The organism is Mycobacterium sp. PDNC021 (genome assembly GCF_048282635.1).
GTDB lineage: Bacteria > Actinomycetota > Actinomycetes > Mycobacteriales > Mycobacteriaceae > Mycobacterium > Mycobacterium llatzerense.
In genome coordinates this window covers 5,214,824-5,232,302 of record NZ_CP182502.1, presented here as the reverse complement: position 1 = coordinate 5,232,302, position 17,479 = coordinate 5,214,824, and the positions used below count along the sequence as shown (strand labels likewise).

Annotated in this window: 17 protein-coding genes; 8 read left to right on the top strand and 9 right to left on the bottom strand. The window is 66.9% G+C overall.

Annotated elements, in window-relative coordinates:
* Positions 1-10: 10 nt before the first annotated feature.
* The 5 genes from ACNO8X_RS24925 to ACNO8X_RS24905 form a co-directional block, all read right to left on the bottom strand.
* Entirely contained in the window at positions 11-685 is a 675-nt protein-coding gene (locus tag ACNO8X_RS24925) for a methyltransferase family protein (protein ID WP_418003171.1), read from the bottom strand.
* Between the two features lie 8 nt (positions 686-693).
* Positions 694-2,331: an ABC transporter permease gene (locus ACNO8X_RS24920; RefSeq protein WP_418003170.1), complete on the bottom strand. Its 1,638-nt coding sequence runs from the start codon at positions 2,329-2,331 to the stop codon at positions 694-696.
* On the bottom strand, positions 2,328-3,251 hold the full coding sequence (locus tag ACNO8X_RS24915) for an ATP-binding cassette domain-containing protein (protein ID WP_418003169.1): 924 nt from the start codon (positions 3,249-3,251) through the stop codon (positions 2,328-2,330). The genes ACNO8X_RS24920 and ACNO8X_RS24915 overlap by 4 nt, the downstream gene beginning before the upstream one ends.
* Complete coding sequence (locus ACNO8X_RS24910; RefSeq protein ID WP_418003168.1) at positions 3,248-3,901, bottom strand: TetR family transcriptional regulator; 654 nt, start codon at positions 3,899-3,901, stop codon at positions 3,248-3,250. Before ACNO8X_RS24910 ends, ACNO8X_RS24915 begins: the two co-directional genes overlap by 4 nt.
* 187 nt (positions 3,902-4,088) lie before the next feature.
* A complete protein-coding gene (locus tag ACNO8X_RS24905) occupies positions 4,089-4,844 on the bottom strand; it encodes an O-methyltransferase (protein ID WP_418003167.1) in 756 nt (251 codons plus the stop codon).
* A gap of 249 nt (positions 4,845-5,093) precedes the next feature.
* On the opposite strand from ACNO8X_RS24905, the gene sigE reads away from it, so the two are divergent.
* From sigE to tatB, 4 genes are all read left to right on the top strand, one after another.
* Positions 5,094-5,927, top strand: a complete 834-nt coding sequence (sigE, locus tag ACNO8X_RS24900) for an RNA polymerase sigma factor SigE (RefSeq protein ID WP_418003166.1) — start codon at positions 5,094-5,096, stop codon at positions 5,925-5,927.
* A gap of 84 nt (positions 5,928-6,011) precedes the next feature.
* Positions 6,012-6,419, top strand: coding sequence for an anti-sigma E factor RseA (gene rseA, locus ACNO8X_RS24895; protein ID WP_133764405.1), 408 nt, complete (start codon positions 6,012-6,014; stop codon positions 6,417-6,419).
* 84 nt (positions 6,420-6,503) lie between these two features.
* Positions 6,504-7,997: a S1C family serine protease gene (locus tag ACNO8X_RS24890; protein WP_418003165.1), complete on the top strand. Its 1,494-nt coding sequence runs from the start codon at positions 6,504-6,506 to the stop codon at positions 7,995-7,997.
* A complete protein-coding gene (tatB, locus tag ACNO8X_RS24885) occupies positions 7,997-8,416 on the top strand; it encodes a Sec-independent protein translocase protein TatB (RefSeq protein WP_418003164.1) in 420 nt (139 codons plus the stop codon). Before ACNO8X_RS24890 ends, tatB begins: the two co-directional genes overlap by 1 nt.
* Positions 8,417-8,421: 5 nt before the next feature.
* Here tatB and ACNO8X_RS24880 read toward each other — a convergent pair whose 3' ends face one another.
* Positions 8,422-9,129: a TetR/AcrR family transcriptional regulator gene (locus ACNO8X_RS24880; protein ID WP_081936675.1), complete on the bottom strand. Its 708-nt coding sequence runs from the start codon at positions 9,127-9,129 to the stop codon at positions 8,422-8,424.
* Positions 9,130-9,272: 143 nt separating this feature from the next.
* Here ACNO8X_RS24880 and ACNO8X_RS24875 point away from each other — a divergent pair, with 143 nt between their 5' ends.
* Both ACNO8X_RS24875 and ACNO8X_RS24870 read left to right on the top strand, forming a co-directional pair.
* Positions 9,273-10,358 (top strand): oxygenase MpaB family protein, encoded by a 1,086-nt coding sequence (locus ACNO8X_RS24875; RefSeq protein ID WP_418003163.1) that lies wholly within the window; start codon positions 9,273-9,275, stop codon positions 10,356-10,358.
* 42 nt (positions 10,359-10,400) lie between these two features.
* Positions 10,401-12,092, top strand: coding sequence for an aldehyde dehydrogenase family protein (locus ACNO8X_RS24870; protein ID WP_418003162.1), 1,692 nt, complete (start codon positions 10,401-10,403; stop codon positions 12,090-12,092).
* 290 nt (positions 12,093-12,382) lie between these two features.
* Here the strand turns inward: ACNO8X_RS24870 and ACNO8X_RS24865 are convergent, their stop codons facing one another.
* The gene (locus ACNO8X_RS24865) at positions 12,383-13,330 is read right to left on the bottom strand and encodes a DUF222 domain-containing protein (protein WP_418003161.1); all 948 of its coding nucleotides are present in this window, start codon (positions 13,328-13,330) and stop codon (positions 12,383-12,385) included.
* A gap of 103 nt (positions 13,331-13,433) precedes the next feature.
* Between ACNO8X_RS24865 and ACNO8X_RS24860 the strand changes: the two genes are divergently transcribed.
* Positions 13,434-14,819 (top strand): IS256 family transposase, encoded by a 1,386-nt coding sequence (locus tag ACNO8X_RS24860; protein WP_418002103.1) that lies wholly within the window; start codon positions 13,434-13,436, stop codon positions 14,817-14,819.
* On the opposite strand, the gene ACNO8X_RS24855 is transcribed toward ACNO8X_RS24860, so the two are convergent.
* Complete coding sequence (locus ACNO8X_RS24855) at positions 14,782-15,273, bottom strand: DUF222 domain-containing protein (RefSeq protein WP_418003160.1); 492 nt, start codon at positions 15,271-15,273, stop codon at positions 14,782-14,784. The two genes, ACNO8X_RS24860 and ACNO8X_RS24855, sit on opposite strands and share 38 nt — an antisense overlap.
* A gap of 265 nt (positions 15,274-15,538) precedes the next feature.
* On the opposite strand from ACNO8X_RS24855, the gene ACNO8X_RS24850 reads away from it, so the two are divergent.
* The gene (locus tag ACNO8X_RS24850) at positions 15,539-16,450 is read left to right on the top strand and encodes an acyl-ACP desaturase (RefSeq protein WP_418003159.1); all 912 of its coding nucleotides are present in this window, start codon (positions 15,539-15,541) and stop codon (positions 16,448-16,450) included.
* A 10-nt stretch (positions 16,451-16,460) separates the two neighbouring features.
* Here ACNO8X_RS24850 and ACNO8X_RS24845 read toward each other — a convergent pair whose 3' ends face one another.
* The gene (locus ACNO8X_RS24845; RefSeq protein WP_418003158.1) at positions 16,461-17,465 is read right to left on the bottom strand and encodes a beta-ketoacyl-ACP synthase III; all 1,005 of its coding nucleotides are present in this window, start codon (positions 17,463-17,465) and stop codon (positions 16,461-16,463) included.
* Positions 17,466-17,479: the final 14 nt, after the last annotated feature.

Here is a 17,479-nt window from a genome sequence, read left to right as displayed (position 1 = left end):
TCGTGGGGTGTCACCACACGTAGGGGAGCAAGCGGTAACGCACCTTCTCGGTGTACGCGACGTAGCCGGGCAGCTCGGCGCGCAGCATCTTCTCCTCGTCGAAGATCCGGGCCATGAGCGCCGGGGCGGCGGCGAGCACCGGGACCAGGCCCCAGTAGGAGCCGAGCGCCAGCGGGGTCGCGAGCATCATGATCAGGGCGCAGATGTACATCGGGTGCCGCACGATGCCGTACAGCCCGGTCGAGATCACCGGCTGCCCGGTCTCGACGGTGATGCTCGCGCCCGCGAAGTTGTTCTGGATCACCACCCACTGGGCCGCTACCAGCGAGGCGCCCACGACGACGTTGCCCAGTACGACGACCGCCGTCGGCACGTGGGACCAGCCGAACCGCCAGTCCAGCGCGCTGACCACCCCGGTCGCGACCACCGACGCCAGGACCGCCCACATGATGAGTTTTTGCACGGGGCGGGTCTCGGCCGTCGGTCCGCCGTGCATCCGCCGGGCCAGGGCGTCGGGGTGCTTGATGGCCAGGTACATGCTCGGGCCCATGGTCGCGATCATGAAGACCGCGATGAAAACCCAAGCCTGCCAATAGTGAATCGTGCCGGCCGGCACGCACAGCAGCAGCGCGAAGAAGACGACGCCGAGTGCCGCTGAGGCGAGCGCCTGCAAGGCGAGCTTCATGGTTCCTCCTACCGTAGGTCGCGGCGCCGGAAGGCCAAGGCGCCGACGATGATCAGAGTTGCGTCCAGGACCAGCAGCCAGGCCACCGGCGTTGCGGTGAAACTGTCCGACCCGACCCGCGGGATGTGGCTGAACGGATCGAGGTCCAATATCCAGTGCGGTGAATTCGCCAGCGAACCAAGCAGATACACCGCGATGAAGCCGACCAGCACGCCCCAGGCCGCCGGGGCGAACCGCGGCACCGCGCCGAACAGGATGGTCGTCACCGCCACCAGGAGCCAGACGGCGGGCAATTGCACCGCGGCGGAGCCGAGCACCTGCGGCAGCTTGCCACCGATATCGCCGGCAGCGGCTCCGTAGGTCACGCCGGCCAGCAGGCCTGAGGTGAGCATCGCGACCGTGGTACCGGCCAGCGCGATCACCAGATATCCGGCCAGCCAACGGATTCGGCTCACCGCACCCGCGAGCAACGTCTCGGCGCGCTGGCCGGTCTCCTCCTGATGAGGCCGCAGCGCCAGCGATACCGCGAACGCCGCGGTGACCATGCCCAGCATGTTGAAGGCGATCGCGATGAACGCCTGCTCGAGCGCGCCGGTGCCACCGAGCCGGGTGATGATGTCGCGCGCCGAGCCACTGCCGCCCAGCTCATCGCCGATGCCGTGCACGACGCTGCCGACCAGCAGTCCGTACAGTCCCAGCCCGACGGTCCACACCAGCACCGAACCGCGGCTCAGCCGCCACGCCAATCCAGTTGGGCCGCTCAGCATTCCGGTGGCCCGGGGACGGCCGCGGCGCTCGGCGAACATCCCGGCCCCGACGTCGCGGGTGCCCTGAAGTTGGTAGGCCAGCACCACCAGCGCGACGGTCAGCGTCAGATGCAGAGCCAGCACCCCGAACCGATCGCCGGCATACGGGCGCACCAACAACGACCACCCCAACGGCGAGGCCCAGGACAGCTCGCTGCCGCTGGCGTCGCCCACCGCCCGCAGGGTGAACGCCGCGCCGAGCACACCGAAGGCGACGCCGCGGGCAACGCGGGCACTGGCGGACAGTTGTGCGGCCACCGCGGCGACGGCGGTGAAGACCAGCCCGGAGGCGGCCAGCGCGCAGCTGAAGGCCAGCGAACCCAGCACGGGCACATCGGTTTTCAGCAGTCCGAGGAACCCGAGCAGCCCGGTCAGTAGCGAGGCGCCACCGGTCAGCAGTAGCGCCGCGGTCAGACTCGCGTTGCGGCCCACTGCCGTCGAGTCGATCAACTCGGTGCGGCCGGCCTCTTCGTCGGCGCGGGTGTGCCGGATCAGGGTCAGGATGACGGCGACGGCGATCAGCACGTGGAACATGCCCGCTTTCCAGATGCCGGCGGCGCCCAGGCTGTCGTTGCAGATGTTGCCGTAGATCGCGCGCTGCGCCGGGCTGGCCATGATGCTCGCGACGAATCCGGCGCGGCCCGCCGCGGTGGGGTAGACGGCCTCGATGCTGCCGATGTACACCGTGGACAGCGGCAGGGACAGCAGCAGCACCCACAGCGGCAGCACAATCCGGTCGGTACGCAGGTAAAGTCGAAGCAGCCCAACGGTTCCGGTGAAGCTGGAAGCGCCGGCGGCAGGTCGGGCGGACCCTGCCGGGCGGTCCAGTACGGCGGTCATGCCCGCGCCTGCTCGGGTTCGCGGCGCGCACGACCGTTGTCGTAGTGCCGCAGGAACAGGTCCTCGAGGGTGGGCGGCTGGCTGACCAGCGAGCGCACCCCGGCATCGCCGATGGCCTTGATGACGGCGCCGAGGCTTTCGGATTCCACCCGGGCCGTGAGCGTCCGGCCGTCGAAGAAGATGTCGGAAACCCCTGGGAGATGGTCGATCCGGCCCGGGTTGTTGATCATGTCGGCCTTGATGGTGGTGCTCGACAGGTGCCGCATCGACTCCAAGGTCCCGGTCTCGACGGTGCGGCCGGCGCGGATGATGGTCACCCGCTGGCACAGTCGCTCGGTCTCGGCCAGGATGTGGCTCGACAGCAATACGGTGGCGCCGCGGCCGGCGGCTTCGGCCACGCACTGCTGGAAGATGTTCTCCATCAACGGATCCAGGCCGCTGCTGGGCTCGTCGAGCAGCAGCAGGTCGGCGTTCGAGGCGAAAGCGGAGATCAGCGATACCTTCTGCCGGTTGCCTTTCGAGTACGTGCGGGTCTTCTTGGTGGGGTCCAGGTCGAACCGCTCGGTGAGCTCGGCGCGGCGCCTTTCGTCGATGCCGCCGCGCATGCGGGCCAGCAGGTCGATGGTCTCGCCACCGGTCAGCGTCGGCCACAGCGTGACATCGCCTGGTACGTAGGCGATGTGGCGGTGCAGTGCGACCGCGTCGGTCCACGGGTCGCCGCCGAGCAGGCGCACGGTGCCGGAGTCGGCGCGCACGAGCCCGAGCAGGATGCGGATGGTCGTCGACTTGCCCGCGCCGTTGGGTCCGAGGAAGCCGTGCACCTCACCTCGCTCGACTCTCAGGTTCAGCCCGTCGAGTGCCCGGACTGCGCCGAAGTTCTTCGTCAGGGTGTCGATTTCGATGGCGGCGTTCACATTCACTCCTCGGTGGTGGTGACGATGGGCTGGCCCGATTCCTGTTGCGCCAGAAAGGCTTCGTACATGGTCGAATCGACCATGAGGCCCTCGGTGTACAGCTCGAGTGCCGGCAGCAGCATGTCCTGCGCGTAGTCATGCAGCACCTGGCGGTAATTCGTCGGGTTGTCGTGCAGCTGGATGTACGTCAGGAAGGCGCCGCCACCGGTCAGGGCCAGGAAGCGGGCGCGTGCCTTGGGGTCGTGACTCGGCTTGATGGTGCCGGCCCGCACGCCCTCTTCGAGATAGCCTTCGGTGTTGTCGATCATGTTCTGCCACAGCGATTTTGACAATTCGCCGCCGGTCTGCAGAGCCTGCATCAAATAGGCCGTCAGCGGTGCGAAGGATTCGATCTCGGCGATCTGCGCGAACCATGCGCTCGGGCTGGCGTTCTGCATCGACTCGCTCTTGGCCGCCCGGACGGTCTCGATGACGTAGGCATCACACGCCTCGCGCAGTTTTTCCTTGGAACCGAAGTGGTGGATCACCAGGGCCGCGCTGACCCCGGCGGCCGTGGCGATACTGCGCACGCTGGCAGAGAACCCGTTTTGGCCGAATTGTTCGATGGCCGCGTCGCGGATTCGGGCGACGGTGGTGAAGTCCTCGGCTGAACGCATGTTCAATACGCTAAACACGCGTTCAGCCGGCCGTCAAGCATCCGGCCGTCAAGAGCCCGTAAAAATTCGACAACAACGACAACGGCCCGGCGATTCGCTCGCCGGGCCGGTCGTTGATTCTGCGGTGAGGGTGTCGGCTACTCGACTTTCCGCGCCCTGGGTTCAGGGTCAACGCAAGTAGGCGCCCCTAGTCGCGGACGGCCGCCAACAGCCCGTCGCCCAGTGGCACCAGAACAGGGGTCAGCCGCTCGTCCTCGGCGATGGCGCGAGTGGCCTCGCGTACGGCCGTCACGTCGCGATCGTTGGCCGCGGCGTCACCGGCCCGGCCACCGAGCGCGGCCCGGTGCACGACGATCACGCCGCCCGGCCGCAGCAGGCGGACGCCCTCGGCGACGAACTGCGGCTGGTCGACGGGCTCGCCGTCGATGAACACCAGGTCGTAGGACTCGTCGGCCAGCCGGGTCAGGACTTCCTGCGCGCGGCCCACGATCAGCCGGGTCCGGGACGGTCCCACACCGGCGCCGACGAACGCCTGCTTGGCCAGCCGCTGGTGCTCGGGCTCGATGTCGATGGTGGTCAGCACGCCGTCGTCGCGCATGCCGGACAACAGCCACAACCCGCTGACACCGGCGCCGGTACCGACCTCGACGACGGCCTTGGCCGACGCGATCTTCGCCAGCACGCTCAGCAGCGCGCCCACTGCCGGGGTGATCGGGTTGGCCCCGCTCTCCTCGGCCCGTTCCCGGGCCGCCGCGGTGATCGGTTCCTCGGTGATGGACCGCTCGGCGTGCTTGACGATGGCCTCGGCCGTGCTGGGCTTGGGAGCGGCAGCGGGTGCAGCTGCGACGGGCTGGGCCGGCGTCGCCTGCGCAGGGGCGGCCGGAGCCGGCTGGGCCGGCGCGGGCTGGCCGGCCGAAACCGTCGGGTCATCGGTGCTGGACATATCCGCAGCGTAACGAACACCCAGCAAGCCGCCGCTCAGCACACGCTCAACGGAATGAGGTGGCGGGCCGGCCCATCGGGAGGCTGAGAGGCAACCCTGAGCGGCAGCGCGACACACCCGGGACGCAAGGTTAAGTTTTGGCGAACATTCTCGGGGTATCCGCAGGTCATGGCCCTGGAATCCGGTTTCTCAGGAAAAGTTCAGTTTGCTCATACATCAACCTCACCAGGGTGGGGAACCGTAATCGCCATGCACGCAAGTGTGAACGATCTGCAAAGCGATTCCGGGCTCCGGCAGTCGCCGGATATCCGCGGCATCGGGAATATCGGACTCCAGGTACCGGTTGCTGCTGATGCGTCGTGTAACTACAACGATGAACCGACCGAACTGGAGATTGCCACGACCGCCATGCCGGCCCCCGCGATGCTTGCCCCGACGCACATGTCCCATGTCTCGGCGCCCGAGGTTGAGTTGGATTGGGCCGAAGTCAGCGACGAGCTGACCGGCACCGCCGTCTTCGACGCCACCGGCGACGTAGCGACCATGCCGTCGTGGGATGAGCTGGTCCGGCAGCACGCCGACCGCGTGTACCGGCTGGCCTACCGGCTGTCGGGTAACCCGCAGGACGCCGAAGACCTGACTCAGGAGACCTTCATCCGGGTGTTCCGCTCGGTGCAGAACTACCAGCCGGGCACCTTCGAAGGCTGGCTGCACCGCATCACCACCAACTTGTTCCTGGACATGGTCCGGCGCCGCGCCCGTATCCGTATGGAGGCGTTGCCCGAGGACTACGACCGGGTGCCGGCCGACGATCCGAACCCCGAGCAGCTGTACCACGATTCCCGGCTGGGGCCGGATCTGCAGGCTGCGCTCGACTCGCTGCCCCCGGAGTTCCGCGCAGCTGTCGTGCTCTGCGACATCGAAGGTCTGTCGTACGAGGAGATCGGCGCGACGCTCGACGTCAAGCTGGGCACCGTGCGCAGTCGTATCCACCGCGGCCGGCAAGCGCTGCGGGAGTACCTGGCCAGCCACCCCGGTGACTACTCCGAGGCGGCTGCGGCGATCTCCGCCAAGTCTGCCTGAGCGTTGTGACGCGTCCGTCCCAGGTTGTCGCGCTACATTCAGTAGTAACGGCAACGCGGACGTGGCGCGGAGAGGAGCTCGGTGATGGTCGACCGGGGACAGTTGTTCCGTCGTGCGTTCTCCTGGCTGCCCGCCCAGTTCGCCTCCCAGAGTGACGGGCCCGTCGGCCCGCGGCGCTTCGGGTCGACGGAGCACCTGGCCATCGAGGCCATCGCCGCATTCGTCGACGGTGAACTGCAGATGGGCGCCCACCTGCGTGCCGCCCATCACCTCTCCCAGTGCCCGGATTGCGCCGCCGAGGTGGATGCCCAGGGTCAGGCCCGGAGCGCGTTGCGCGATTCGTGCCCGATCATCGCGCCCAATTCTTTGCTGGGCGCCTTGGCGAACATCCCCAACGACGCATCGATGCAGTTCGTGGATATTCAGGCGTCAGGAATTGAAGACCAGGACTTTGCCGACCGGCCGCCGCGGGAACGTCGTCGTCGCCGGTAGGGTTGAGCCTGAATTTTGACTAGCCGTCACGCCCGCCCAGGCGGGCCGTACGGACAAAGCCAGCAGATGGGGAGTGGAACACCGGTGACGAATCAGGACATGTCCGGCGATCGCCCCCGTCTGGCTCCGCGTCCGGTGACGCGCACCCCGGTGGACCCGGCGTCGCAGCGTGCGTTCGGCCGGCCCGACGGCTTCACCGGCTCGTTCCTCGCCGAGGACCAGATCCGGAACCAGGGGGAGTACACCCCGACCAATCAGGCGCCCGATCCCGTGCTGGCCGAAGCCTTCGGGCGGCCGGGTGCCGCCACCGACTCGCTGCAACGTCACCCCGCCGACGCCGGCGCGCTGGCGGCCGAGGGCAAGGACGACGACGAGGCGATCGCCGACCCCTGGCGGGACCCGTCGGCCGCGCCGTCACTCGGCACCCCGGCGTTGCCCCCGCCGCCTCCGGTGGTGGTCACCGCTCCCGTCGGCAAGCTCGGCGTGCGTGACGTGCTGTTCGGGCGCAAGGTCTCGATGACCGCGCTGGCGGTGCTGGCCGTGCTGGCGTTGGTGGTCGGCATAGTCGGCGGCGTCGTCGGGCGCAAGACCGCCGAGGTGGTCGAGGCCTTCACCACCTCCAAGGTCACCTTGAAGACCAGTGACGGCGGCGATCTGCCTGCCGGCCGGTTCGCGAAAGTCGCTGCCGCCGTGGCAGATTCGGTGGTCACAATCGAGGCGATGGGGGACACCGACGGGTCGCAGGGCTCAGGCGTGGTGGTCGACGGGCGCGGCTACGTCGTGACCAACAACCACGTCATCTCCGACGCGGCGAAGGACCCCAGCAAGTACCACATCTCCGTGGTGTTCAACGACGGCAAGCAGGTCCCGGCGAACCTCGTCGGTCGTGACCCCAAGACCGACCTCGCGGTGCTCAAGGTCGACAACGTCGACAACCTGACCGTCGCGAAGTTCGGTGATGCCGAGAAGGTCAAGGTCGGTGACGAGGTCATCGCGGCCGGCGCCCCGCTGGGCCTGCGCAGCACCGTCACCCACGGCATCATCAGCGCGCTGCACCGCCCCGTGCCGCTGTCCGGCGAAGGGTCCGACACCGACACCGTCATCGACGGCATCCAGACCGATGCGTCGATCAACCACGGCAACTCGGGTGGCCCGCTGATCAATATGAATTCCGAGGTCATCGGGATCAACACGGCCGGAAAGTCGTTGTCCGACAGTGCCAGTGGTCTGGGCTTCGCCATCCCCGTGAACGAGGTCAAGGCCACCGTCGAGGTCCTGATCAAGGACGGCAAGATCTTCCACCCGACGCTGGGCCTGAACGCCAAGTCGGCCAGTGACAAGGTCGCCTCGGGCGCCCAGGTCGTGAACGTCGTCGCCGGCAGCCCGGCCGAGAAGGGCGGCATCCTCGAGAACGACGTCGTGGTCAAGGTCGGTTCCCGCAAGGTCGCCGACGCCGACGAGTTCGTCGTCGCCGTACGGCAGCTGCAGATCGGTCAGCCGGCGCCCATCGAGGTGATTCGCGATGGCCGGCACGTGACGCTCACCGTGGTACCCAACGCCGACACCCCGGCCAGCTGATGTTCGGCAACATCGGATGGGGCGAGATGCTCGTGCTGGTCATCGCGGGCCTGGTGATCCTGGGTCCGGAGCGGTTGCCCGGCGCCATCCGGTGGACGGCCGGCAGCCTCAAGCAGGTGCGGGATTACCTCAGCGGCGCGACCAGTCAGCTGCGTCAGGATCTCGGCCCGGAGTTCGAGGACCTGCGTCAACCCCTCAGCGAACTGCAGAAACTGCGCGGTATGACGCCGCGCGCGGCGCTGACCAAACATCTGCTGGACGGTGACGATTCGTTCATCACCGGTGCTTTCGGCACCGCGACCCCGGACCAGACGAAGCCGCTGACCACGCCGGAAGTCAATGGTGTGGCGCCCACACCGGGCACCACCGAACCCGCACCGCAGCCGGGGAAGACGACGTTCGACCCCGACGCGACGTGACGCGGCTAGAGATTCAGGGCTTGTAGGCGCGCCGGATCCCGGTAGCGATCCGAATTCTCGGCGATCTCCGCGGCCGGCGGCAGGATTTCGTCCGCGGCGACGTAGACGCCGCCGGCGCGCAGTGAGTCGTCCAGCATCAACCAGATCCAGCGGGTCAGGTCGGCGACCAGCGCGTCCTGGCTGTCGCGCAGCGGCTGTTCGAGCCAGTGCCCCGCGGCGGTCTCGACCAGGCCGACGATGCTGTAGGACAACCGCTCGGCGTCGGCCTGCACATCGAATGCCGCCACGTACACCTTGAGCACCGCGGTCAGCAGGTTGGCGATGGTGATCTTGATGTCGGCGAAGGCGTTGAAGCCCTCATCGATGGAGCATCGCTGCAGGTATCGGTACAGATTCGGGTGTTGGATCAGGAAGTGGACGTGCGCGCCCACGCCGGCTTGCACGATCTGCGCCATGCTGCCCTCGGGCCGCCACACCGGCGCGAGTTCGGCGGTGATCATCTGGCTGGTGCGGTGCGCGACCTCGCGCTGCAGGTCAGCGGCGTCGACGAAGTGCCGGTACAGCTTGGTGCGGCTGACGCCGACGTGCGCGGCGATCTGTTCGGTCGAGGTCTGGGGTCCGTGTTGCTCGATCACCACGAGGGCAGCGTCGATGAACTCAGCGCGCCTGCGCTCGCGTTGGCCGGCCCAGCGACCGGTGGTGGCATTCGCCATGGCTCCTTGTTTACCTCATGTACCTGGTCGGGAGTTACCTGATGCATCCAATCAGTGGGAGTCTAGCTATCTAGTGGTACGTGGCGTACCATCTAGCGCGTCGCGCCAGAGGGTGGCGCCTTCCTGTTCAAAGGGGAACGACGATGGATGCCGTATCCACATTTCGCCGCGTTGCCGGCCTGCCCGTCGCCGATACGAAGCTGACGCCCGCGGTCGACTACGGCTTTTTCGGACCCGACTCAGTGACCTGGCGGGTGTGGAGCTACCCGACGTCACTGCTGCTGGGCTTCGCCCGCGCTGTGACCATCGAGCACCTCGACCCCTACCTCGCGGCCGCGGTGGACGCCAGCGGCCAGGTGTACGCCCGGACCCGGCTGCGCTACGACCGCACCATGCAGTACTTCGCGCTGGTCGCCTTCGGTGACGCAGAGGCTGTGCTGGACGCCTCCGAGATCCTGGTCAAGATTCACGGCAAGGCCATCGGCACCGAGCCGATCACCGGCAAGCAGTTCGACGCCAACGATCCGTACTCGCAGCTGTGGATCCACCTGACCGCGTGGCACTCGATCCTCTACACCTACGAGATGTTTGGACCGGGCAAGCTGACCGAGGCCGAAGAACTGCAGTACTGGGAAGAGTGCGCGCGCGCCGCCGAATTCCAGACCATCAACCCCGACGACGTGCCGCGCACGCGCGAGGGCATCCAGCAGTACTTCGAGCAGTACCGGCCGCAGATGGCCGGCTCCGAGGTGGCCCAGAACATGATGAACTACCTGGTCGACCTGGGTTATCACATCCTGCCCGAGCGGGTGCCGAGCTGGATGCGCCGCGTGTTCAACTGGCCGATGCGCCGCGCGATCATCGCCACGATGCCGAAGTGGATGCGCACCCTGGGCGGCATCCCGCAGAACTACTCCGATGACGTCATCGCCAAGTTGGTGGCGCGACCGTTCCTGCGGGCGGTGTCTAGCATCCCGCGCCTGGAACTGGCGATCCTGGACTTCACCACTCCGCACACCACGCCGATCGTCGGCCCGACGCTGATGAAGATTCCGGCGCAGAACCCCGTCACCTACACCCCGGCCGAGGCGCGGGAGAAGTTCGGCCGGACCACGCCGTTCGAGCAGTACCAGGCCCTCGTCGCCAAGCGGGCGGTCGGGCAGGGTCCCAAGCCGTACGAGCACAACCACAGCGACGCGCTGCTGGAATTCGAAGCACACGCCGGCTGATTCCGGCCCATACCGACCACACCACCGGGGAGAATTCAGTACATGACGGACACTGCGTACACGGCCCTGGTTGACCAGGCGCTGGATGAACTCGCCGAAGGCGAGAAGGCTTGGGCGGCAACCCCTCTGGCGCGACGCCGGGAGATTCTCGACGACGTGCAGCAGCTGGCGGTGCAGCACGGCGCCGAGTGGGTCGAGGCCGCGGTCCGGATCAAACAACTGAATCCGGACTCGCCGCTGGTCGGTGAGGAATGGATTTCCGGGCCCTACCCGCTGGCTGCGGGGGCTGCCGCGTTGTCGGCGAGCCTGGCCAAGCTGGAGGCCGGCAAGAGCCCGCTGGACGGTGCCACGTTCGGCACCGCTGCCGGCCGCACAACGGTGAATGTGTTGCCGCTCAACGTCTTCGACAAGCTGCTGCTGTCCGGGTTCAGTGCGCAGGTGTGGCTGCAGCCGGGCGTCGGCCGGGACGAGGCGGTGCGGACTGCCGGCCTGGCGCAGCGGGATCCGGGCAAGACGAACGGGATCGGCGTCGTCCTCGGCGCCGGCAACATCACGTCGATCGCCCCGCTGGACACCGTGTACGAGCTGATCGCCAACAATCGGGTGGTCGCGCTCAAGCTCAACCCGGTCACCGACCCGATCCTGCCGGTGCTGACCAAGGTGCTGGCGCCGTTCATCGCGCTCGGTGCGGTGCGGATTCTCACCGGTGGCGCGGACGTCGGCACCTACCTGGTGCAGCACGACGCGGTGGACCACGTGCACATGACCGGCAGCGCGCTGACGCACGACGCCATCGTCTTCGGCGTCGGCGAAGAGGGCGCCCAGCGCAAGGCCGCCGGCGAGCCGATCCTGCACAAGGACATCACCAGCGAGCTGGGCGGGGTGTCGCCGACCATCGTGGTGCCCGGCAAGTGGAGCCGCGCCGACATCGAATTCCAGGCCAACCACATCGCCACGCAGCGGCTGCACAACAACGGCTACAACTGCGTGGCGTCGCAGGTCGTGGTGCTGTCGTCGAAGTGGGCGCAGCGCGACGAGTTCGTGGCGGCGCTGACCAAGGCCATCGCCGCGGCACCCGGGCGCGCGGCGTACTACCCGGGTTCCGATGCCCGCGTCGCGAGCGCGGAGGCCACGTATCCGAAGGCTCAGCGGCTCGGCGATCGCGTGCTGGTGGTGGACCCCGAGGACCGCACCGCGCTGCTCAACACGGAGTACTTCTCGCCGGTGTACGGCGTCATCGACCTGGACAGCGACGGCGTCGAATTCGTCCGTGAGGCCACTCGCCTGGCCAACGAGGACTTCGTCGGCACCCTGGGCGTCAACATCGTCGCGGCGCCCGCCACCATCAAGGCGTTGGGCAAGGCCTTCGATGCCATGATCGAGGCGTTGCACTACGGCACCGTGGCGGTGAACGCCTGGACCGGCGTCGGGTACCTGACCCCGCACGCCACCTGGGGCGCGTTCCCCGGGCATACGCTCAGTGACGTGCAGAGCGGAATCGGTGTGGTGCACAACGGATTCCTGCTCGAGAAGCCCGAGCGCACGGTGGTGCGCGGGCCGTTCCGCCCGTCGCCGCGCTCGCTGATCGGTGGCGAGCTGTCGATCTCGCCCAAGCCGCCGTGGTTCGTCAACAACCGCACGGCCGCCTCCACGGGCCGGCTCCTCACCGCCTTCACCGGCAAGCCCAGCTGGGCCAAACTGCCCGCGATCTTCGTCTCTGCGCTGCGGGGCTGATGGATTTCCCCGGGGGTCGTTGATCCGAATGGCCGGTCTGTCGTCAATCGCAGGCCGGCCTTTTGGATCTCTTGGATCTCTTGGATCTCGCGACTGTTTTCGGCGTGACGAGTAACCATGGCAGCGTGGGGAGGCTGCGTGGGCACTCCGTCGACCACCGCCGCGTCTACCTCGAACTGGCGCCGCAGATCGTCAGCGCCTTCGGCGTGGTTTCGGCGTGACATGGGTGCCTATCGGTTCGGTGGGCAGCTCTCGGTGGCGCGGGGCGTGATGCTCGCGCTGGCGGTGAATCAGATTGCGGGACTGTCACTTTCGCCATCGCCATCCCCTTCCTCCTCGGTGGGGTAGAGCGTGGGGTGGTGGTATTGGTTGGTTCGGGGTTGGCCGACATCTAAGAGTGGTGGTGGGGTCCAGTGGGCGCGGCCGTTTTTCATGGTGGTGGTCCAGCCGCCGGTGTCGGCGGCGCGGTTGTCGGGGCCGCAGGCCAGGGCGAGGTTGGTGATGTCGGTGCTGCCGCCGTGTTTCCACGGGATCAGGTGGTGGGCTTGGCTGCGGGATGCGGGGGCGGTGCAGTTGGGTCGGGTGCAGCCCCGGTCGCGGGCGAATAGGGCGAGGCGTTGTCCGGGGGTTGCGGTGCGGCGTGCTCTGCCGAAGTAGAGCGGTACGCGGGTGTGGTTATGGAAGATCAGCAGGTAGTGGTGGGCGCCGCCGGCGGCCATGCGGATCAGGTCCGGGATGGGGAGTTTGGAGCCGGTGTGGGTGACCGCGAGGCCGGTGCCGCGTTCCAGGTCGGCGATGGTCGCGGTCGCCACCACGGTGACGGGGAGGCCGTTGTGTTCGCCGAGCATCCCGGAGGTCAGGGCGAGGCGGGCGATCCACATCTGCGCGTCGTGTTGGCGTTGGGCCTGGGTGCGGGTGTCGTTCGCGATCTGCTCGGCGGTCGGCGTGCCCGACGTGCACGGGGTTTCGTCGGCGGGGTTGCACATGCCGGGGGCGGCGTATTTGTCGTAGATCGCGTCCCAGTAGGCGCGGGCTTCGGGGGTGAGGGTGCCGGTGACCTCGCTGGTGCCGTCGCGGCGTTGGTTGCCGTGGGTGATGCCGCGTTTGCGGTCGCGTTCGGTGTCGTCGGGTTCGGGGCCGTCTTGGTCGAGTTCGTACAAGAGTTTGTTGGCCGCGGCCCGGAGTTCTTCGGGGGTTTGGTGTCGGGCTCGGGCGACCAGGGTCTGCTGACATTGCATGGTGGTGGCGGGATCGACCCAGTTGGGCAGGTTGGCCAGGAAATGGACCTGTCAGATGGTTTGTGTAGGAGCTGCATGAGCCAGATGGAGCACGATGATGTCCATGGTTGTTCGGCAGGACAGTCAGGCCGCTGACGGCGAAGACGATGATGATGCGGACCGGTTGGTTTCGGGCCGGCAGGCGTTCGAGGAGTTGAAGGCCGCGGGCGGTTTCGATGAGGTACTGGCCAAGATCGACGCCGGTGAGCTGCAGTTGACCGGCGAGGGTGGCTTTCTGCAGGAGATGGTCAAAGCGGTCCTCGAGCGAGGCCTGCAGACCGAGCTGTCCAGCCATCTGGGCTATGACAAGGGAGATCCCGTCGGTCGGGTGTTACCCAACTCCCGCAACGGTTTTAGCGCCAAGACAGTGGCCAGTGAGGTTGGTGATGTGACGCTGGCGATCCCGCGTGATCGCGACGGCAGCTTCATCCCGATGCTGGTCCCCAAAGGGTCGCGGCGCGTGGGCGGACTGGATTCGATGATCATCAGTCTCTACGCCGGCGGCATGACCATCCGCGATATCGAACATCACCTAGCCACCACGATCGGGACCGAGATCTCGCGGGAAACGATCAGCAAGATCACCGATTCGGTGCTCGAGGAGGTCCTCGAATGGCAACACCGACCGCTAGACCCGATGTATCCGATCGTCTATCTGGACGCCTTGGTGATCAAAATCCGCGACGGCAACCAGGTCCGCAATAAAGCTGCTCACATCGCCGTTGGCATCGATATCGACGGTATCCGCCATGTCCTGGGGATTTGGGTTCAGCCCACCGAGGGGGCGAAGTTTTGGGCCGGTGTATGCGCTGAACTGGCCAATCGTGGCGTCAAGGATGTGCTCATCGCCTGTGTGGACGGGTTGACCGGTTTCGGTGACGCGATCGCCGCGACGTGGCCGCAGACCATTGTTCAAACGTGCACCGTGCATCTGATCCGGGCCTCGATGCGTTTTGTCGCCTACGGCGATCGCAAACCAGTGGCCGCCGCACTGCGTGGCATTTACACCGCACCCACCATCGATGCTGCTGAAACCGCTTTGCACGAGTTCGCCGGCTCAGCGTGGGGGCAGAAGTATCCCACCGCAGTTCGGGCCTGGGAATCGGCCTGGGAACGGTTCACCCCGTTTCTGGCGTTCCCACCCGCGGTCCGCAAAATCATCTACACCACCAACGCGATCGAATCGCTGAACTACCAACTCCGCAAGATCATCAAGAACCGTGGGCATTTCCCCAACGATCAAGCGGCAGTGAAGCTTTTGTGGCTGGCGATCTGCAACATCGAGGACAAACGGGCCCGAGAACGCGTCCGTCAGCGCGAGCGACTGGCACCTCGCGACAACAAACGGACAGACCGCCTCGTCGAAGGCGCCATCGTCGTCGGCCGGAAACACGCACTGGCCGCCCTCGTCCTTAACTACCCAGACCGACTAGAGCCCTACATCTACTAAATGACCGCCACTCATACACAAAAATCTTGACAAGCTCCAGGAAATTGGCGATGACTTCGACGTGCTCGGTGTTGATGGCGCCCTCAGCTTGGGCGCGGGCTACCTCTTCCCATCGGGGCGGCAACACTTCGCCGGTCAGGCTGGTGCGGGGCGCGAAGTGTTCCATGTCGCGGACCCGCCGGCGGGCTTCCTTGGCGGAGATGTGCAGCCGGATGCGCAGCACGTCGGGCCAGTTTTTCCCGCCGATCTCTTTGGCCGTGGTTTGGGCTACCAGGGCCGCGAGGATGCGGTGATCGACCGCTTCGGCGGCGCAGCGTGATCGTTCGCGGCGGGATTGCAGATCGAGGAGCTGTTGCACGTCCAGGCCGCTGTGATCCAGGGACGCAAGCCGGGCCTGCGCAGCTTCGAACTCGGCGTACGCCTGCTCGATAACGGCCGGATCGGTGAACCCCACACATCGAACATTAGTTCGAACATCCGACAAGAAACCGCGGGAAATGTGACGCCAGTTACCTACTGTGACCAGCGCAAACAAAGTGACCAAAGTTTTTTCGGAATCGGTCCCAGTCGCGTCTCGCATCGCCTGCTTGTGAGCCGCTGGCGCGGTGGAGATCGTCATTGCCTGGCCATCGAACGCTAACCTACGCTACCGTAGGTTACGGTACCGTAGGTTTGTGAAATGTGGACCTGTCGCTGACCAACGATGGAGGGATTGATCCATGGATACCCAGGCAGCTGTGCTGTATGAACTGGAGCCCGTCGTCGCGCAGAACCTCGACCGGCACCTGAGGACGGCGCGGGAGTGGTTCCCGCACGACTATGTCCCGTGGAGCCGCGGGCGTGATTTCGCATTCCTCGGCGGCGAGGACTGGCAGCCGCAGGACTCTCCGCTGGACCCGGTCGCCAAAACGGCGCTGACGGTCAACCTACTGACCGAGGACAACCTGCCGTCGTATCACCGCGAGATCGCCACCCGGTTCTCCCGTGACGGTGCCTGGGGCACCTGGGTCGGGCAGTGGACGGCCGAGGAGGGGCGCCACAGCATCGCACTGCGGGACTATCTGGTCGTCACCCGCGGCGTCGATCCCGTCGCGCTGGAGCGGCTTCGCATGGAGCACACCGTCGCCGGGTATGACGCGGGAGAGCGGAGCGCGCTGTCGGTGCTGGCCTACGTGTCGTTCCAGGAACTGGCCACCCGTGTCTCGCATCGCAACACCGGCCGGGCGTCCGGCTGCCCGCTGGCCGACCAGCTCCTGGCCCGCATCGCGGCCGACGAGAACCTGCACATGGTCTTCTACCGCAACCTGATGGCCGCGGCGCTGGACATCGCCCCGGACGCCGCGATGGTCGCCATCCGCGATGAAGTCATCAATTTCGCGATGCCCGGCCAGGGGATGACCGACTTCGCCAAGAACGCACTCACCATCGCCAAGGCCGGCATCTACGACCTGCGCATCCATCACGACGACGTCCTGGTCCCGGTGCTGCGCTTCTGGAACATCTTTGACCGCAACGACTTTGGCCCGGTTGGCGAACGGGCCCGGGAGGAACTGATCGGGTTCCTCGGGCTGCTCGACGAGCGCGCGCGGTTCTATGAGGAGAAGCGCAAACTGGCCACCGTCTCCGGGTGAGCCGCGGGAGTTATCCCGGCAGCCGGATGACCTGGGCGGCGTAGGCCAGACCCGCACCGTAGCCGAGCAGCAGTGCCACGCTGCCGGGCTTGGCCTCGCCACTGTCCAGCAGGGTGAACATCGCCAGCGGAATCGAGGCGGCTGAGGTGTTACCGGCGTCCTGAATGTCTTGGGCGATAACGGTTTCGGGCCCCAGCTCCAGCCCCTTGGCGAGCAGCTCGTTGATCCGGCCGTTGGCCTGATGGGGGATGAACACGTCGATGTCGTCCACCGTCAGGCCCGCCGCCGCGATGGCGCGCTTGCCGACGTCGACCATCTGGAAGGCTGCCCAGCGGAAGACGGTCTGGCCCTCCATGCGCAGGAAAGGCCTTGGTCCGGAGGGGTTCTCGGCGTAGTCGATCCAGCTGAGGTCCTGCACGATGGCGCCGGACTGCTCGCCGTCGCTACCGGCGACGGTGGGCCCGATGCCTTGCTCGTCGGTCGGTCCCACCACCACCGCGGCGGCGCCGTCGGCGAAGATGAAGGCATTGCCGCGGTCGGTCATGTCGATGGCGTCGGACAGTTTCTCCGAGCCCACCACGAGGATGCGGCCCGCGCTGCCCGCCCGGATCATGTCGGCGGCCACGCCCAGCGAGTACCCGAATCCGGCGCAGCCCGCGGCGACGTCGAAAGCCGGAATGCCCTGTGCGCCAATCTCGGTGGCGACCTGCGGCCCGCACGGCGGGGTGTTGCGGAAGTTGGTGCTGGTGGCGACGATCACCGCGTCGATGTCGGTGCCGGACAGTCCCGCGGCCGCGCAGGCCCGGCGGCCGGCCTCGCACGCCATGCTGACCGCGGACTCGTCGGGCCCGGCGAACCTACGGTTCTTGATGCCGGTCCTGGAGTAGATCCATTCGTCCGAGGAATCGATGGTTTCACAGATTTCGTCGTTGGTGACGACGCGTCCGGGGCGGTAGGCCGCCACGCTCAGCAGGCCGACGTTCTGTGCGCCGCTGCGCGTATGGATATGTGTCACTTGATGATTCCTGT

Excerpts from the sequence above, each read along its gene's own strand:
- ACNO8X_RS24925 (WP_418003171.1), bottom strand. The coding sequence starts at position 685 with ATGAAGCTCGCCTTGCAGGCGCTCGCCTCAGCGGCACTCGGCGTCGTC.
- ACNO8X_RS24920 (WP_418003170.1), bottom strand. The coding sequence starts at position 2,331 with ATGACCGCCGTACTGGACCGCCCGGCAGGGTCCGCCCGACCTGCCGCC.
- ACNO8X_RS24910 (WP_418003168.1), bottom strand. The coding sequence starts at position 3,901 with ATGCGTTCAGCCGAGGACTTCACCACCGTCGCCCGAATCCGCGACGCG.
- ACNO8X_RS24905 (WP_418003167.1), bottom strand. The coding sequence starts at position 4,844 with ATGTCCAGCACCGATGACCCGACGGTTTCGGCCGGCCAGCCCGCGCCG.
- sigE (WP_418003166.1), top strand. The coding sequence starts at position 5,094 with ATGCACGCAAGTGTGAACGATCTGCAAAGCGATTCCGGGCTCCGGCAG.
- rseA (WP_133764405.1), top strand. The coding sequence starts at position 6,012 with ATGGTCGACCGGGGACAGTTGTTCCGTCGTGCGTTCTCCTGGCTGCCC.
- tatB (WP_418003164.1), top strand. The coding sequence starts at position 7,997 with ATGTTCGGCAACATCGGATGGGGCGAGATGCTCGTGCTGGTCATCGCG.
- ACNO8X_RS24880 (WP_081936675.1), bottom strand. The coding sequence starts at position 9,129 with ATGGCGAATGCCACCACCGGTCGCTGGGCCGGCCAACGCGAGCGCAGG.
- ACNO8X_RS24875 (WP_418003163.1), top strand. The coding sequence starts at position 9,273 with ATGGATGCCGTATCCACATTTCGCCGCGTTGCCGGCCTGCCCGTCGCC.
- ACNO8X_RS24870 (WP_418003162.1), top strand. The coding sequence starts at position 10,401 with ATGACGGACACTGCGTACACGGCCCTGGTTGACCAGGCGCTGGATGAA.
- ACNO8X_RS24865 (WP_418003161.1), bottom strand. The coding sequence starts at position 13,330 with ATGCAATGTCAGCAGACCCTGGTCGCCCGAGCCCGACACCAAACCCCC.
- ACNO8X_RS24860 (WP_418002103.1), top strand. The coding sequence starts at position 13,434 with ATGGTTGTTCGGCAGGACAGTCAGGCCGCTGACGGCGAAGACGATGAT.
- ACNO8X_RS24850 (WP_418003159.1), top strand. The coding sequence starts at position 15,539 with ATGGATACCCAGGCAGCTGTGCTGTATGAACTGGAGCCCGTCGTCGCG.